Annotated in this window: 13 protein-coding genes; 7 read left to right on the plus strand and 6 right to left on the minus strand. The window is 33.5% G+C overall.

What is annotated here, in order from left to right:
• Nucleotides 1-4: 4 nt before the first annotated feature.
• Genes B3D98_RS00925 through B3D98_RS00935 form a run of 3 tightly spaced genes read right to left on the minus strand, consistent with a single transcriptional unit; the run spans nucleotide 5 to nucleotide 5,864 of the window.
• Nucleotides 5-3,103, minus strand: coding sequence for a type I restriction endonuclease subunit R (locus tag B3D98_RS00925; RefSeq protein ID WP_288579760.1), 3,099 nt, complete (start codon nucleotides 3,101-3,103; stop codon nucleotides 5-7).
• A complete protein-coding gene (locus tag B3D98_RS00930) occupies nucleotides 3,104-4,354 on the minus strand; it encodes a restriction endonuclease subunit S (protein ID WP_288579761.1) in 1,251 nt (416 codons plus the stop codon).
• Nucleotides 4,344-5,864, minus strand: a complete 1,521-nt coding sequence (locus B3D98_RS00935; RefSeq protein ID WP_288579762.1) for a type I restriction-modification system subunit M — start codon at nucleotides 5,862-5,864, stop codon at nucleotides 4,344-4,346. The genes B3D98_RS00930 and B3D98_RS00935 overlap by 11 nt, the downstream gene beginning before the upstream one ends.
• A gap of 115 nt (nucleotides 5,865-5,979) precedes the next feature.
• Here B3D98_RS00935 and B3D98_RS00940 point away from each other — a divergent pair, with 115 nt between their 5' ends.
• The 3 genes from B3D98_RS00940 to B3D98_RS00950 all read left to right on the plus strand — a co-directional run bounded on the left by B3D98_RS00940 (nucleotide 5,980) and on the right by B3D98_RS00950 (nucleotide 9,749).
• On the plus strand, nucleotides 5,980-6,867 hold the full coding sequence (locus B3D98_RS00940) for a helix-turn-helix domain-containing protein (RefSeq protein WP_288579763.1): 888 nt from the start codon (nucleotides 5,980-5,982) through the stop codon (nucleotides 6,865-6,867).
• Between the two features lie 37 nt (nucleotides 6,868-6,904).
• Nucleotides 6,905-7,831, plus strand: coding sequence for a DUF5655 domain-containing protein (locus B3D98_RS00945; RefSeq protein WP_288579764.1), 927 nt, complete (start codon nucleotides 6,905-6,907; stop codon nucleotides 7,829-7,831).
• A gap of 364 nt (nucleotides 7,832-8,195) precedes the next feature.
• Nucleotides 8,196-9,749 carry a hypothetical protein gene (locus B3D98_RS00950; RefSeq protein WP_288579765.1) on the plus strand — a complete coding sequence of 518 codons (1,554 nt, stop codon included), beginning with the start codon at nucleotides 8,196-8,198 and terminating at the stop codon, nucleotides 9,747-9,749.
• 156 nt (nucleotides 9,750-9,905) lie between these two features.
• Here B3D98_RS00950 and B3D98_RS00955 read toward each other — a convergent pair whose 3' ends face one another.
• Both B3D98_RS00955 and B3D98_RS00960 read right to left on the minus strand, forming a co-directional pair.
• Entirely contained in the window at nucleotides 9,906-10,922 is a 1,017-nt protein-coding gene (locus B3D98_RS00955; protein WP_288579766.1) for an HNH endonuclease, read from the minus strand.
• A gap of 2 nt (nucleotides 10,923-10,924) precedes the next feature.
• On the minus strand, nucleotides 10,925-12,037 hold the full coding sequence (locus B3D98_RS00960; RefSeq protein ID WP_288579767.1) for a protein NO VEIN domain-containing protein: 1,113 nt from the start codon (nucleotides 12,035-12,037) through the stop codon (nucleotides 10,925-10,927).
• A gap of 172 nt (nucleotides 12,038-12,209) precedes the next feature.
• Between B3D98_RS00960 and B3D98_RS00965 the strand changes: the two genes are divergently transcribed.
• Together B3D98_RS00965 and radC are read left to right on the plus strand one after the other, a co-directional pair.
• Nucleotides 12,210-14,027 (plus strand): DNA/RNA helicase domain-containing protein, encoded by a 1,818-nt coding sequence (locus B3D98_RS00965; protein ID WP_288579768.1) that lies wholly within the window; start codon nucleotides 12,210-12,212, stop codon nucleotides 14,025-14,027.
• A 269-nt stretch (nucleotides 14,028-14,296) separates the two neighbouring features.
• Nucleotides 14,297-14,755, plus strand: coding sequence for a RadC family protein (gene radC / locus B3D98_RS00970; protein ID WP_288579769.1), 459 nt, complete (start codon nucleotides 14,297-14,299; stop codon nucleotides 14,753-14,755).
• A 128-nt stretch (nucleotides 14,756-14,883) separates the two neighbouring features.
• Here radC and B3D98_RS00975 read toward each other — a convergent pair whose 3' ends face one another.
• Nucleotides 14,884-16,167 (minus strand): hypothetical protein, encoded by a 1,284-nt coding sequence (locus B3D98_RS00975; protein WP_288579770.1) that lies wholly within the window; start codon nucleotides 16,165-16,167, stop codon nucleotides 14,884-14,886.
• Nucleotides 16,168-16,484: 317 nt separating this feature from the next.
• On the opposite strand from B3D98_RS00975, the gene B3D98_RS00980 reads away from it, so the two are divergent.
• On the plus strand, nucleotides 16,485-17,054 hold the full coding sequence (locus B3D98_RS00980) for a hypothetical protein (protein WP_288579771.1): 570 nt from the start codon (nucleotides 16,485-16,487) through the stop codon (nucleotides 17,052-17,054).
• Nucleotides 17,044-18,516: a DNA primase family protein gene (locus tag B3D98_RS00985; RefSeq protein WP_288579772.1), complete on the plus strand. Its 1,473-nt coding sequence runs from the start codon at nucleotides 17,044-17,046 to the stop codon at nucleotides 18,514-18,516. Before B3D98_RS00980 ends, B3D98_RS00985 begins: the two co-directional genes overlap by 11 nt.
• Nucleotides 18,517-18,524: the final 8 nt, after the last annotated feature.

Below are 18,524 nucleotides of genomic sequence, written 5' to 3' on the forward strand. Positions count from 1 at the left end.
ATCCTCACCTATTTCCATTATTTTGTGCCATTAGTTCTGCCTGCTTAATAACTGTATCAACAGCTTCTTTTTGTACATCAGGCGGATATCCGTATTTCTTTAACAGCCTTTTAACAGTAACACGCATTTTTGCACGTGCAGATTCACGAAGGTTCCAATCAATCGACATGTTTTCTTTAATCGATTTCGTAAGCTCGTGTGCAATCAGTTTAAGTGTCTCATCACCAAGAACCTGCTCTGCTGTTTCATGCGACGCTAAGGCATCATAGAAAGCAACTTCCTCTTTAAATAAACCAGCCGCTTCACCACGTTTATGCGCGGCATCCATTTCTTTTGCTAATTCAATCAGTTCTTCAATAACCTTCGATGTCTCTATTGCACGTTTGTTGTATTTGTTTAGAGCATTCTCCAGCATCTCCGAGAACTTACGAGCTTGAATAAGATTTGTTCGTTGAACAGCCTTTACCTTACCATTTAGCAAACGATTTAGTAGCTCGACAGCAAGGTTCTTATGTGGCATTGCTTTCACATCCTCTAGGAACTTGTCCGAAAGAATTGAAATATCAGGGTTCTCAATACCCAATGTTTTATAAATATCCACGATTTCTTCTGAAATAACCGATTTCGAAATCAATTGATTTAGCTGTGCTTCCATCTGTGCTGGTGTTCTACGTTTGCTGCCATCCACAATACTTTTCATTAGGCTCGCCTTTACAGCCTTAAAGAAACCAATCTCAGCGTTCAGTTCCTGCGCTTCTTCCGTTGTAGCACATAAGGCAAATGCTTTCGCTAACTCAGTCACTGTATTTAAGAAGCGACGTTTTTCATCGTCACCAAGACCAAGAATGAAATCCATTGTTGCAATAATCGCAGTCATACGTTCTGTTGATTTTTCCGATTTGAAGTTACTATAATCGTGCTCGTATAGCATTTCTGTAATGATTTCGTGCTTCTCTAACATAATATCTACCGCGACGTTCGTATCTATACCAGCGGTACGTTTATCGCTCTCTGTATACTGATGAAGTGCCTCTTTCAAGCTTTCTGCAATGCCAATATAATCAACGATTAATCCACCTGGTTTATCACGGAAAACGCGGTTTACTCGAGCGATTGCTTGCATTAAGTTATGCCCCTTCATCGGCTTATCAATATACATTGTGTTCATAGCAGGCACATCAAAGCCTGTTAGCCACATATCACGGACAATAACAATTTGAAGTGGGTCATTATTATCCTTCATACGCTTGGCTAAGTATTCACGACGACGCTTGTTCCCGATGAACGGCTGCCATTCGGCTGGATCACTTGAAGAACCGGTCATAACAATTTTAATAACTCCTTTATCGTCAGCATCTGAATGCCACTCTGGACGAAGCGCTACAATTTCTTTATATAAATCAATTGCAATACGGCGAGACATGACAACAGCCATAGACTTACCAAATACTGCTTCCTGACGTTCCTCGTAGTGCTTTACAATATCTGCCGCAAGTCGTTTCACACGTGAATTTGCACCTGCTACAGCTTCTAAGCGAGACCATTTCGACTTCAAGCTTTCCTTTAAATTTTGCTCTTGGTCCTCAGTGATTTCTTCATATTCACCATCTATGTTAAGTCCCTCTGGTAGCTCTAGTGGGATAATGCGACTTTCATAGAAGATTTTTACCGTTGCTCCATCTTCTACAGCTTGTGTCATATCATAAATATCAATGTAATCACCGAAAACTGCCGGCGTATTTTTATCTGACGCTTCTACTGGCGTACCTGTGAAGCCAACAAATGAAGCATTTGGCAACGCATCTCGAACGTACTTCGCATAGCCGTATTTCGTTTCTGCATCCTTCTTGCTTACTTTCGCATCGAAACCATACTGGGAACGGTGAGCTTCGTCTGCCATTACGATGACATTCGAACGGCCCGTTAAGCATGGCATGATACCTGTCTCTTCATCTGGTGCGAATTTTTGTAGCGTTGTGAAAATCACACCACCAGCTTCTACAGAAAGTAATTTACGTAAATCATCTCGCCCCTCAGCTTGCGAAGGTGTTTGACGCAGAATAGCGCGAGACATTGTGAATGTTGTATATAATTGGTCATCTAAATCATTTCGGTCCGTTAATACAATGATTGTCGGGTTGTTCATGGCTTGAATTAACTTCGCTGCATAGAACACCATTGAAAGGCTTTTTCCTGAACCTTGCGTATGCCAGACAACGCCAATTCGATGGTCACCATTGACAGCAATTTCTGCTTTCTCAACTGCTTTATTCACAGCATAATATTGGTGATATGCAGCAAGAATTTTATATGTACGCTCTCCATCTGTTTGGAACAAAATAAAGTTACGTAAAATATCTAAAATACGCTGGGGGTCCAGCATTCCTTTTAACAAAACATCTAGCTGAGATAAATTAGTTGGTGCTAGTTCTGTACCATCAATGGTACGCCATGCCATAAAGCGTTCTTCATTAGCAGTTAGAGAACCGACACGTGCATTCACACCATCACTCGTCACTAAAAACGCATTGTAGCGGAACAATGTTGGAATCGTTTGTTTGTAGGTTTGCAGCTGATTATAGCCTTCTGAAATGCCTGTCGATTCATTTGTAGCATTCTTAAGTTCAATCACAACTAAAGGTAAGCCGTTCACGAAAACTAGCACATCAGGACGTTTGTTTTGATTTCCTTCAATGACCGTAAACTGATTTACAGTTGCAAAATCATTATTTTTGAAATTTTCAAAATCAAAAAGCCATACTTTAACTGTTGGATTGTAGCCATCCTTGCCTTGCAGCTGAATATCTACGCCATCCGTCACCATTTGATGAAACTTTTGATTGTTTACAACCATGTCTGGCGATTCATTTGCCTCAATACGCTGCACCGCTAAATCAATCGCTTCATGAGGTACATCTTTATTAATACGAATAAGCGCCTCACGTAAGCGTTCTGTTAGAACAACATCCTGGTAGCTCTCTCGTTCTGGATAATCACCATCAGATGCAATATCAGGTCCAGCCAAGATGGAATAATCCATCTCAGCTAGCCATTCAAGTGTTGCCTGCTCTAAATCTGATTCTAAATATTTAAATTCACTCATTTACGACTCAACCACACTTTCATCTGGGATTTCGATTTCACCTGATAGGAGTTTTGGGAGTAGGGTGTCGCGTAACTTTGTTAGTTTAATATTTTCAAACTCAAGTTGACTCATTTTTTCAAATAACGGCAATACTATTTCTTCGTACTTCATTACAATAGAATCCGGAGCTTTAGTTATTTTCAAACAATTCAAATCCCCTAAATTAATTGCATTAAATACGGCACCATTTGCACCTTGAACAATTTCTCTCAATAACTTCGATATAACTCCAAGTAAATAAAATTGTTTATCTTGTTTATGCTTAAGGGCAAAACAAGATTGATTCATTGCCATATCACGATTTGCTAATGCCATTTTCCCTACAGTTCCTCGTGCTGTAATAAAAATAGTGTTTTTAGGATATAATCTACTGTTACATTTATTCAAACCAAGTTCTGTAATGTGTTTTTCAGTATCGCTACAATATAATGAACTCCCTACATCTTTTGGCGTAAAAAACGGGATATCACCATTCCAATAAGATTCTTCTTTTGTTTTAGGTGTTCCACCACTTAAGAATTCAGAAATAGATGATAAATGGACTGATTCCCATCCAATTGGAACCTCTCCTAATTCACTTTCAACCATTCCCCCACCACTTGAACGATATGGTAAGCCTTGTTCATTTGGGAATTCGAAGTCGATGAACCAGTTTTTAAACAATAAATTAGATGTCTCTTCTAAATTATTTATTATATCAATATTCAATGAAATTTTGTTGTTAATATTCAAGATGAATTGCGCAATAAAATTTTGCACTTCCCTACTTGGTAACTCTATATCTAAATCTCCAATATCTTGTGCTTTTATTGAAGGATAAGTAGTTGTGCTATTTTCAGCTATCCCCTGTAAATATTCAGTAATTTTTTTTTGGGTTAAATAACAGTAAAGAAAATATGGATTAACAATCTCTTTTTTTACAGAAATCACAGTAAATCCAGTTGAGACAATTAAATTCGCGCTATCCTTGTCAATAAAACCAAAATGCTCTTGATTAGGTCTAACAGTTGAATAAATTATATCTCCTTCTTTAACTTTTCTTTTAGCACGACTAGGAATTTTATCCGCACCCTTAATCAATGTAGCAATTTCAGCAATAAAACCACGAGTTATATTTCCTGTATCTAAATATTGAATAACATCTATTTTTTCTTTATCACTAAGTGAACTTGAATTTAATTCAGCAATATCTTTTATTTTATAACCCATACCCAATCCCCCCAAGTGCTTGGCGAATTTGGTCTTCTAGCTCTTTTGATTTCTCAAATTGCTCCGATAGTTCTGTTGTTAAACGTGTCATTTTTTCTTCAAATGGTTCACCATCATCTTCTACTTCTTCTAATCCTACATAACGACCCGGCGTTAAAATATAATCTTTGTTACGTACTTCTTCAAGTGTTGCGGCTTTACAGAAACCTAGCTCATCAGTAAATTCCCCTTCTGCTGTTCCTCTCCATGTATGGAAGGCATGTACAATTTTTTGAATATCCTCTGTAGCGAATTCTTTATGTGTTCTATCAGCCATAAAGCCTAGCTTACGTGCATCAATAAATAGAATTTCATTTTTACGGTCACGCTTGCCTGTTTTTGATTTATCTTTAGACATAAACCAAATACAAACTGGAATTTGTGTTGAATAGAACAGTTGCCCCGGTAATGTAACAATACACTCCACTAAATCTGCTTCTATTAAGCTTTTACGAATTTCGCCTTCATTATTCGTGTTTGATGACATCGAGCCATTTGCTAATACGAAGCCTGCTGTTCCTGCCGGTGCGAGCTTAGATACTATATGTTGAATCCATGCATAATTCGCATTACCTTCTGGTGGCATTCCGTATTGCCAACGTACATCATCTGTTAAACTATTTGCTCCCCACTGTTTAATATTGAACGGTGGATTTGCCATAATGTAATCAGCTTTTAAACCTTTATGTAGGTCATTATGGAATGTATCTGCATTGTGTGAACCTAAGTTACCGTCAATCCCACGTATTGCTAGGTTCATTTTACAAAGCTTCCATGTCGTTGGATTTGATTCTTGACCATAAACAGAAATATCGCCAAGTTTCCCTTGATGCTCCTCAACAAACTTCTCGCTTTGAACAAACATACCTCCCGAGCCACACGCTGGGTCATAAATACGTCCCTTGTAAGGCTGTAGCATCTCTACAATTAAACGTACAACAGACGCCGGTGTATAGAACTCGCCACCGTTCTTACCTTCTGATGCTGCGAATTTCGTTAAGAAGTATTCATACACTCGCCCTAAAATATCTTTCGAACGGCTTTCCTTATGACCTACACTGAAAGAGAATAAATCAATCGTTTCACCTAGGCGTGTTTTATCTAATTCTGGACGCGCAAAATTTTTAGGTAATACCCCCGTTAATGAAGCATTCTCTTTTTCAATCGCAATCATTGCTTGGTCAATTAACTGCCCAATCTCTGGCTTCTTTGCGTTGTCTTTAATGAATGTCCAGCGTGCTTCTTTTGGGACGAAGAATATATTTTCTGCTGCGTATTCGTCGCGGTCTTCCTCATCCGCCCATTCATCCGCTTTTAATTGTTCATATAGTTCCTCAAATGCATCGGAAACATATTTTAAAAACAGTAAACCTAATACAACGTTTTTATACTCCCCTGAATCCATCGAGCCACGTAATTTGTCTGCCATTTGCCAAAGATTTTCTTCAAACCCTAAATTTGCCGTTATCATTTAACCACTCCTAATTACCTGATACTTACATATACTATTAATTTTTATTATACTCAATATTATAGAGGAAAATCATATTATATCTAACTAAAAATCAGAAGGTATGTGATAGGTATTGAATAATGAACAATTTAAGCAATTATTATCGTTATCTGAAAGTGAAACACTCGATTTCAAAGCGACTTTTTATCACCCAAATAACTATGCTGATTTATTGAAAGATCTTATTAGTTTCGCAAATAGTCATGCAAAGGGTAGTAAATATATTATTTGTGGTGTTAAAGAAAAAGAAACTGGCAAAGAACTATTTGGCATTGAAACATTTATTGATCAATCTTCAATTGAACAATTAATTTTTGAAAATATAGACCCGCTTCTAAATGTTAAATTACATGCGGTTATTTATAACGAAAAAAAATTTCATGTATTGGAGATCATACCTAGTAATAGACCATACCTAATGAAAAAGAAATATAAAAGTGGACTAGAAAAAGGATTTATAAGGATTCGGAGAGGGGCTACAAACGATTTTATAACTCGTGTGGATCTAGACAAAATGTATGAGACAGATTTAATTGAATTAAAGATTCTAGATGGAGCGCTTTATGCCACTAAACCATCAACTGGCTGTGCTCAATTAAGATGTAAGCTTAGTAATTATTCTAATAAGCCCATTACTATTACATGGGGCTGCTTAGAAATATACGAAAACAATCAACCTCTTACTTCTCATCGTTTGTATGGTACAGATGGGAATATTGTAGGCGCGGATTATCAATTAAAGGTGCCTTCTAAAGATGAAATCGTAGATCACTTCGAGTTTGGCTTTTCGTCCTCACAGTGTATATCATTAGGATTTGATAAAGATGGCGTTACTGATAAAAAATTAGAGTATAGAGTTGTATTTATTGATGCCAACGATAAAGAATATCATGCAACTTATTCAAATACATTTATTCTCGTAAAAGGTGATTTCCTTTGGAAAGTACGACTTAACAAATAACATTTACTTTTTTCTATTAAATTTAAAGGAGTTCGTAATGGGAGACATTAAATTTTTCAAAATAAATAGTAACACAATTCAAGAACTACATGGGCAATCGGTTGCTTTAGAAAAATCGTTACAAAAATTAATTGAGCAGCATCTCGAATCATTTCTAGGTATCCGCTTTTTAGCTTCTGAATACTCAACAGGGAAGCGTCATGGCGGAAGGATAGATACACTTGGTATTGATGAAAATAATTCACCTGTTATCATCGAGTACAAACGTTCAATGAATGAAAACGTTATTAACCAAGGGCTATTTTATTTAGACTGGTTGCTTGACCATAAAGCTGAATTTGAATTGATGACTTTAAGACAATATGGGGAAGATTTTGCAGAAAATATAGATTGGAGTAGTCCGAGACTATTATGTATCGCTGGTAGTTTTACTAAATATGACGAGCATGCTGTTCAGCAAATTAATCGTAATATTGAGCTTTACCAATACAAGCATTACGAAGAAGGCTTTTTAATGCTCGATTTAGTGAATGCGACGACTGCACAAACGACTTATATTGAGGATGATTCGCCTATCAAAGTTCCAAAATCTACTCACGGTAAGCAGTGGAAAACTGTTTCCGACTATTTAGTACAAGCGAACGATAATTTAACAGATCTCTACGAAAATTTAAAAGCATTCATGTTAGCTTTAGGTGACGATGTGCAAGTTAAGATATTAAAATACTATATTGCGTTCAAACGCATTAAAAATTTCGCATGTGTTGAAATTCATCCGCAATCAAATGTAATTTTACTTTACTTAAAAGTAAATCCATCAACTATTACCCTAGAGCCTGGATTTACAAGAGACGTTACCAATATTGGGCACTACGGAACTGGTGACTTGGAAGTACGTATTAGCGATAATGAAGGACTAGAAAAAGCTAAAGTTTATATTGAGCAATCTTATGATTTGAGTTAGAAAGTTAGAGCTGATTATATAATTTGTACGATCAGCTCTCGATTAAAAAATTAAATTCAACATGATTACTTTCATCTGCCAGTTTGTAAAATATAAAAACTATAGTATTTCTCAAATTCAAGAAATACTTCGGCTATGTTTTCTTATATTTACTAAACAGTAATCTGGCTACCCATATAACATATCTTTTATTTCTGCTTTTGCATATGCTGCTTTTCGCTTAAAAATGAGAGTATCTGGCACCTTACTTATATCAAAAACACAAAATATCTACTTATTGTAATTTTTATAATTAAATGTAAAATTGAGCTATATAGTTTTCAAATCAACTTCTTTTATCTAAAAAAAATTATGAGGTGATTTAATGTATGTAAATGCTGCTTTAGTAGGAAGAACAAAAGTTGGAAAAAGTAAATTCGCAGGCATGTTTGCTAAAAGTTGTGGATTATTAGAAATGGTTTTTTCTAGAAGCGGGAAAGATACTACTGATTATAAAGTTGAGTATTCTTTGCGAAAAGAGGACAACAAAGTTTCTCCAAAAGTAACTATCAGATATAAGGAGGGTGAAGGAAAATATCAACATTTAGATATCGATTTAACAAAAGACAATGTAAAAGAATTATCCAGAAAGATTGATGTAATTCATGCGAAATATGGAATTCTAGGAATTTCAGTTTATGATGAGTTTAGTCCATTTGCATTAAAAGTTTTACCTGATAAATGTAACTTTTTAAGATTAATAGACACTCGCGGCTTATCTGGAGAAAACTCTTTAGTAAATATTCCTCCGGTTGATTTATATTTTGTAATTCTTGATGATGCAAATGAAAATGAACTTATCGATTCTTTAAGGAAAATCAAACACTTACTTGTGGGCTCCGATGTTGTATATCTATATCGTGATGGTTCACGTATTGATGATGATGCTGAATATTATGAAGCACAAGAAGAATTAAAGTCAGCAATTGTTGATTATGAAAAAATTTTTAATAATATCATAGAAGACAAAACCCTTATATCTCTATCATCAATTTTCAAATTACACAATAACGTAATAATGTACCCTTCACTGTCACGAAACAAGAAAATAACTAAAGAATTTTTAACGGACGATATACCCTTAAAATTGTTTTCTGATCAACTAAAATCAATACTTTTAGATAAACTTGATAAAGAAAAAGTAATTCGAAAAGTTCAAAATTTAATAAAAGAGGATTTGGAAACCCAAAAATTATTTGAAAAATTCACATTAGAAATAGTAAAGAAATTATTATCTACATATGATTTTAATAACGAGCTTTATCTTACAAAATCAAAAATAGATGCATTAATCGGTACTCGTAAAATGTGGCGTACCATTTCAAAAGATGGCTATAATATGGCTGAGAATGTAGATACAGCTGAACAAGTTTTTAAAGATCGTTTATATCTTATAATGGCAAACGTAATTAAAGATTTCGAAAAAGAAGGCTTAAACTATGATGCTTTAAAAGAATTAGAATATATGTTCAGTTACTTAACTTTCGCTCTAACTGGAAGTTACACTATGATAGTTAGAGGTTATCATTTAGAAGACCCTAGCTTCCGAACGATGCAGGGCTACGAAGCTTTATATAGTCACTTAGCTGAAAATCTCTTCTCGACTGACGAAATTTATAATGCATATGTTGAATTTTATAAGAACACAATAAATATTAATTCAAATTCTTGGGATTATGTAGTTGTCCGAAAATTAAATCATGAGTCCTCATATTCTAAAGTCTTAAAAGAAATACATGAGTTACGTAAAAACTCTGTTTTGACAAACGTGAAAGTAGATGACATTACTGAAGCTTTAATTATAAAAAAATTTATAGTCCAACTCATAGCTGCGTATACATTATTATTTGAAAATTTCGTAGATATTTTAGATAGATAATAATCTTGCGCTTCTGTTAAAAAGGTATCTATTCCATTTTGCTATCACTGGAATAGATACCTCAATTTAATTTTTATCTTTGAATCTAATCTATATTCTCGAATACAATAAAGGGCTTATATTCTAATTTTCAAAATACACAGTCCATATATTTTATCACCAAACTTCTTGTAATGGATTATCAAAGCCAGCCTTCTCCATCATCTTTTGGCGATCTTTTGGATCATCTACAATATGCGCTTTTTTATGACACACAACACATAATGCAACGCAGTTTTCAATAGTATCCGGGCCACCTTGAGATAAAAATTCGATATGATGACATTCTAAATATGGTTTACCATTTTTATCATTAAAATGTGCAGGCTGTTCACACAGTTCGCAAACACCATTTGCTCTTTTCTTTACATAGGCACTTACATAAGGATTTCTAAAATAAGATATAGTAGATGTCTTTCTTTTACTTCTTGCAGGCTTTTGACGCGACTTTTCAGCCAATTCTTCTAAAGATAAAAATTTTGCTTCTTTTTCTGCTATCGCAAATTGGTCTTCAATAGATTGTCTAATTTCTTCTTCTTCGATGACAACATTTGTATTTAATATCATTAAGGGGAACATATATACTTTTCTCAAGATATTATCTTCGCCGTATTGCTGTTCTTCGTACGGCTCACCAATTAATCTCACTTGTCCCCTATATACAAAACCTAGTTCGTCCGAAAACTTTTCGAATAAATACACTTTTATTCCATTTTTATTTGATTCATATAAGGTTCTGTTTTGAGCAAAGTTTAAATCTTGGTCCCCTTTCTTTCCCATGCCCGTATAGTGAATAATTTCTTCACCTTCAGAATTCACTTCAAAGCGATCGTCGTACATTTTAGTATGATCAGAAATAATGACAAGGGCATTCGTAGTATGGCTGCGACGCATTCCACCCATATTGCCCACTTTAAAATATTTAGTTATTTCATCATTTGAATAATGCTTCCCCACTACTAGACTTTCAATTCCGTGCTGTCTACTGCTAAGCCAGTACTCAACAGTAGACAATTCATATCGTTTAGAACGTCCTAGCTTCTCGAAAGGTAAACCTTCTTTTTCTAATCGATGTAACGTCGTTCTGGAAATACCTAACAATCCCTGGATTTCACTCGAAGTTTTATATTCCATCATTATTCTCCTTCATAGTCAGTTTTTGTACCAAATACCTCTATTATTTGAGGAAGATAGTTATACTTGTTTAATAGTAATTCGGCCGCGCTATTATATTGACTAAATTCATCGTCGATTTCCATCACTAAGTTACTTTGCCTTGTTACCCCAAATACTCGAACGACCCACAATTCATCTTTGTGTAGAATGAATTTTTCTAACTCAGGATAAGAAATAAAATAGGTGCTATTTCTATCGATTGATGTAGTACCTTTTACTTCAATTTTGACTGGTTTAGGTGGGAATGTTGGGTTGCGATAATCAAACGCCTCTATATCATAACCAAGGCCATCTTTTGTTTTGGCCACATGCTTTACTTTCGCAGCAAATTCATCACCAAAAACCTCATATACTTTCTTTTTTACATACTCAAAAACTTTTTGTTCCGCGATATCCCCTATGTTTTTTCTATTGATATTGTCACGTTGAATATCTTCAGGAGATACGACTCTGCTACGTTTTTCTTTACGATTCAACCTTGAAGAAAGCTTATGCTCGCCTGCCGTAAAAGTAGAGGTCATGTAACATTCTTCTGTAATTTCACCATCAACTTCTGCTTCTGCTTCTGCTTCTGCTTCTGCTTCTGCTTCTGCTTCTGCTTCTGCTTCTGCTTCTGCTTCTAGAGTATCAATTCCCGCTTCTCGAACAAAAATTTCATACCATGCATCCGGACATTCAAACAGATATGCCTGATTCCCTTTTCCGTTCTCTTGAAAAGCCGAGTATTTAACTGGACGATAGTCAGCCATTTCATTCCAAATATCATCAACCATAATTGGATTAGCTAATATCGTATATTGAACATCAACTTTATAACCTGTTTCATCCCATTGTCCAAATTTACTTAACTCAGTTGGGCGCATAGATTCATAGCAATCTGAAGTAGCAATTCCAAAAGCTCGAATAGCTTTACCGAAACAACTAATTATTATATCTCCTGCTTTAATTTCTTTCATACGCTCGTATGAGTGATTAATCTTCCCCACTTTATTTTTTTGTGGAGACCACATATATCCATTTTCGATTTCTTCTTTGTGTGAAGCATTCTGCATTACGATAAATTTACGTTTCATTTTACCATCCTTTTTGTTTCATCATACGTTTCAAATTATCCCTTTAAGATAACATGAAAAAATTGTAAAGTCTAGAAATATTAATTATAATGAAATAGACTCAGCATATTTTCAGCAACCATTATTTCTTTAAAGCCAACAATCTCATCAATTTATAATAGGAGGGGATCTTATGAACTACGGTTGGAAAGGAACAATCATAGAATTCCTACAACTTTCTTTACACGACTTTACTCAAACATTAACTTCTTATGTATATGGTTCACTCAGTTCACAGCAATGGCATGATGAACAAGAAAAAATTCAATCGCAACAAAGAGCGTGGAAAGACTGCTTCGAAAAGCTGCAGCAAATTTTCCCCAACTACAATGATCTTGATGGCTCTCTCATTTTCGAATATACAATTTTACGTGGTAGCGGGCGTCGTCCAGATGTACTTTTGCTACTTCCTGGCCACGTACTTGTCATTGAGTGTAAAAGCTATAACGCCGTTAGTGCTGCAGAATATTTACAAACTTCCCTTTATGTTCGTGATATCGAACATTATCATTCCATAGTGCAGAAGCATTCGCTAAAGGTAACAGGTGTTTTATTACTGACAAACCATACAAGTGATACATTGTTACCCAAAAATGAGTTCCAAGTATACTTAGCGTCTCAAAATAGCCTCCATAAATTAATCAATGGGCTTATTAAACAAATCCCGAACAATAGAATTACAGCCGATCAATTTTTAGAAGGTACATATCAACCCTCCCCTTCTATGCTGGAGGCGGCACGCTCCATTTTAAACAATGAAGATTTGCCGCGCATTAAAGCAATTGATAGCAGCAACTTTGATGATGTATATAACACCATTCAATCTATTATTGAGGAAGCGCAGCAAACAAACACGCACCATCTTATATTAGTTTCGGGTGAACCTGGTGCCGGGAAAACCTTTTTAGGCTTAAAAATCGCACATGCAACGCCAAATTCTGTTTATCTCTCAGGCAACGGTCCATTAGTTGAAGTATTACAAGATACGCTCAACAATAAAACGTTTGTTCAATCACTTTATGGTTATAAGCGCGATTATTTGCAACACGATAAAACGCCTCATGAGCAAATTATCATTTTCGATGAAGCTCAACGCGCCTGGGATGCACAAAAAATGAATGGCCATTTAAGCGAACCTGATGTTATTATTCAAATAGCTAGAGCGAATAAACCTTGGAGTGTTGTAATTGGATTAATTGGCGATGGACAAGAAATCCATCTAGGTGAGGAAAGCGGATTAAGTTTGTGGAATACAGCGATTCAAAATCAAGGTATTACCGTTCATGCGAAACATGAAAACCGTTTATTCTGTAATGCTGAACATTATGAACAACATGAACACTTACATTTAAACTGTTCATTACGTTCACATGCTGCGCTCAAATATTATGAATTTGTGAATGCACTACTAGATGGTGATATTACGAAGGCACACGTTTTAAAACAACCATTTGAACAACAACGTTATCCCATTTTCGTTACTAACGACTTGCAGCGTGCAAAAGATCAACTCCGAAAATTATATACAGGCGATCATAAAACATTTGGAATCTTATGTGCTTCTGGTGCAGATCGTTCAAAACATGTTCCAGTAGTTCCATTCGGTGGACGTAATGTACTACCAAAACCTGCGACAGCTTATTTTAATTATCAGAATAGCGATTATTACTGTAAAAATTTACGCTATGCTGCAACTGAATTTCAAACACAAGGGCTTGAGCTAGATACAGCTATTGTACATTGGGATGAGGATTTATACTGGCATAACGGACGATGGCAATGTAAGCACACAAAATCAGGCGCAAAAAATCCATACCAAATGAAACTCAATGCCTATCGTGTGCTTCTAACGCGCGGCCGTGATGCGACGATTATTTATGTTCCCCCAAAACATGCATTACAAAATACTTGGGATATACTTGTGAATAAATTACATTTACCTATTTTATAAATATTATAAAGGGAAATAAATATAAACTACACAATCGATTCTATAGAAAAAGCATATAACGAATTAGAAATGTGGATGAGCTTCTACCGGAGGAAACAAATGAATACTATTATTTAAAATATCAAAATTTATAAAGGCATTTTATTAATTTTACATCTCATTAAAAAGTAAATACTATAATTTCAAATATATATTATACAAATAGAGCAGCCGTTTTAAACGATGAGTTTAAAACGGCTGCTCTTAATTTCCTTATGGAGGTAATATTTATGTCAAAAATCCAAAGTGCAAAACGCGTTAATATCGTCCAAATCAAGCTTATTCGCGAAAAAACGATTAATTATCAAAACAGAAAAATTCGCTCACCTCAAGATGCATATGATCTACTGTTCACTTTTCTAGGCCAAGTAGATCGCGAACATTTTTTAGTACTCTGCTTAGATACTAAAAATCAACCAACTTGTATTCAAACTGTTCATATTGGCAGCTTAAACTCTAGCATAGTCCATCCTCGCGAGGTGTTTAAATCTGCAATCTTAAGTAACTCAGCTTCAATAATTGTTGGGCATAATCATCCAAGCAATGTAACAACTCCAAGCTCAGAAGACATTGAAGTAACGAAACGTTTAAAAGAATCTGGTTCAATTTTAGGAATCGATCTAATCGATCATTTGATAATCTGCGAAGATTCATTTTTATCTTTAAAAGAGCGAGGATACTTCGATTAAAGGAGATGATAAATGTGATTAAAGTATTAATACCGATCGTTGTAGCGGTTTTGAAGGAAGTTTTAAAGGATGACTACAAAAATAAGTAGTAAACTACTGCTTGCAATTTAATTGCAAGCAGTAATAATTCATTTCTGTTTTTGTACCTTATATATTGATTTATAGGCTGTAAGATAATTAGTAAGCACCTTTTTATCTATATTATCTTTTGTATCCAATAAAATTTTCAGCTCTTCTTCTATTACCTTAATTTGATTCTCAAGTACATTAAAGTTTTTTAAATAGCTATAAACGATATAATCCTTCCTAATTAAATCTGGTATCTCTAACTCCGAATCGATTTCTTGATATAAATTATCCACAACTTCACTTTCGATTTTTTTTGTTAGTTTATTTATTTTTTTTATTACTTTATACTCTAGACTAACAAGATACGCTGGATGATTTAATAAGAAATCTTTCATCGAAATTCCTAACTCTCCAAATTTCTGATAATATAATAAAGCCTCATCAGAAATATCAAAATTGTCTCCTGTGAATTCATTCAGTTCAGATAATATTTTAGTTACACTGCTTTTATTAATTGCATTTGTTAAAAAATATAAATCATAAATATTAGTAGTTTCATTAAATATATTTAAATTTAATGAAGGATTAATAGCATGATCATTTAAATTAATAATTTCACCCTCATCTTTTAACAACTCTAGAAAATCTAAAAATTCCTCTATTTTGTTTTCAAAATCCACTTTTGATTTTGTATAATTTGGATTTCCTATATATTTCAATTTAAAATCTTTTTCAACTTCTTTTGGATGATTAATAACTTTTAAGATACGTTTATTTTCATCCATTTTTAAAAACTTATATAAATAAATAGGCAAAATTGATTTATTTAATTTAAAGTTTTTTTCGTGCTTCCCATTAAACTCATTCATTTTAACAAAGGTAGTTAAGTCTATATTTTCTATGATATTTCTAACTTTGCCGATTCCTTCTAAACCTAAATAAAATAACTCACTTTTGTATTTTTCAAAATCACTACTTGAATTCTCCTCTACTGTATTAACCAAGTTTATGTAAGTTTTTTTAAAACTATTTAAGATAACATCATTGATAAGTGCCGTTATAAAATTTCTTTTATCCTCTTCTTCTTTAAATATCAGAATTGAGTCTATGTATTCCTCAGCATTTGTTGATAACTTCCACTCTAATTGATTATTATGTACCGTTAGGAAAATTAATCCTTCCTTCTTTAATTTAATTTTTTTATGTAAGTAATTTATTTTAAATTTTTCAGACTCATAGAAATAATTTTCTAAAACTTCAGAAGCAAAATAACTAAGTTCCTCTTTTTTTTGTCTTGATATAAAATTTCTTTTTCCCCTTTTCATTTTGTTCTTATTGTTCACCTTGTTCATCCCCTTTTTTAATCTAAAATTATAAGAAAATTATAATTTAAAAAAGAAAGTTATACAATTAAATACATTTAAGGTTGATATATCTAAACGAACAACATGAACCTCAATCAAACCCGTTTCTACACATTCTATAAAAAATCAAACTTAAAAAAATAACGTTTTTATCTAATACCAAATAAAACAAATATTGTCAATAGACTAACACTTGTACTTTTTCCATTTCATAAAAGTGACACCCCCTAAAATTTAATCTTCAAATTTGATAAATTTCTTATTGCAGAACTAATAAAATTTAGGAGTGGATAATTATGAAAACAAAAAAAGCATCAAAAAAATTAGCCAAACTTTTATTACTAAGCCAGGAAGGACAACCAGGAATTTGTTCAGCTTTATTCAACAAAAACGATGTAATACTAAATGGCTTTAGTAATGTTGCAATTACTCCCGACACAGCATTATTCTATGTTGAAAGAGGGAAACAACTTCCCATTTTCCATTGTATAGTCAATGGAAAAACCCATTCAAATTATTCAAAAGATGTATTAACTGTTGCTATTAATAGTCAAAATAACTTAAGCACTGAGTTTTATTTACATTTAGACGATTCATATGCAATTTTCAGTAACGGTTTGACATTGGATGAAGATTTAAAAATTGTCTTATATTTCGAATACGACAATAATTCAATTTTTGTTATTGGATTCACTGATATTTCTTCAAATAGATTTATTGTCGAATGTATTTCAAGTAAAAATAAATCTTCAATGGCCTTTAGTCGCCTAATTGTAGAGAAGCTCCTTGAAAACAACATTTCAAATAGATTTTCTGAAATTCTTCAACCTATATTCCAAGATTCCGGTGATCTTCATGAAAAGTAATATACGTATGGGTTTTAAATTTCATCAACCAGTTGAAGTTGAAATGGATGGCATTTTAAATGCCATCCAACCTTTTAATGATAATAAAACAGCTCTCTTCGAAAATAATGATCAACTATATAAAAAAAGTACGGTTAATTCCATTGAACCAGTAATAAAATCCGGTGATAGATCAGACAAAGAAAAAAGTCTCTCAAATTCTCAACTTGCTGAATTATTTATTGAACGTGATCATTTTATTTTATTAAGTAATGCATTATATATATATGACACAATTAAAAAACATTATGTTCTATTTCAAGGAGAGTACTCCGATAGATTCATGCGTCGAGTAATACCAAATAAGTATAAAAATAAAATTAATTCCCATTCTATTCGTGAAATAATTCAGTGGGTAAAGGCCTCACCTACTATTGAACATTGCGAAAATATTAAAAACACCCAAAACTTGATTGCATTTAAAAACGTGATTTATGATTTTAATAATGACTATGTTATTCAACATAGCCCTGATAGTTATTTCACTTCACTTTTAAATGTAGAATTTCCTGATGAATATGAAATAGTTTCTTTAAATTATTTCGAACGTTTTATGGAAGACATCACCGATGGAAACGAAAATGTCTATAACAGAATCCAGGAAGTCCTTGGATATATTATTTCAGAAATTCGTAATATAAAATGCATTCCTTTTTTAATAGGGCCTAAAGATTCTGGAAAATCAGTATTTTTGAAGCTCGTTGAATACTTAGTTGGCGAAGAAAACACATCAAACTTAAGCTTAGATCAACTCAATAAACCTGATTATCTAATAAAAATAATCGGGAAAAGACTCAATACATGTGCAGAAGTACCAGAAATCCCATTAAATAAACTCGATACACTAAAAAAACTTTCTGGTGGAGACAAAATTACCGTAAGAGGCATTTTTGAAAATCCAGTAGAGTTTATAAATAGTGCTGCTCTACTATTTGCAGGAAACGATCTTCCTAATATAAAAAATTTAGACAAAAGTAATGCTTTTGTTGACAGACTTATAATTGTTCCATTTTTTAATAAAATCGAAAAACATCAACAAGATATCACATTGTTGGAAAAACTTAAAAATGAAGCTGATTATATTACTTTATGGGCAATTGAAGGCTTAAAAAGGCTCCAACAAAATAATTATACATTCACAACATCTTCTGAAATTTTACAAATTGAAAGCGAATATATAACGGAGTCAAATTCCATTCAGCTATTTTTAGATTCATGCTGTATTTTTGATCCAAGCCATAAAATACATTATTCCGAATTAGAAAATGCTTTTATTAAATTTATCCATACTAAAAATCTGATGCCAAGTACATTCAAAGAGCTTCATAATTATATCAAGCTACATTATCCAGTAAGCAGCAAAAGATTTAGATTACATGGTGAAAATAAAAATGGCTATTACGGACTTACAGTAAAATTATAACTACGGAG

The sequence above is a fragment of the Lysinibacillus sp. UBA5994 genome, assembly GCF_002429725.1.
Classification (GTDB): domain Bacteria; phylum Bacillota; class Bacilli; order Bacillales_A; family Planococcaceae; genus Lysinibacillus; species Lysinibacillus capsici.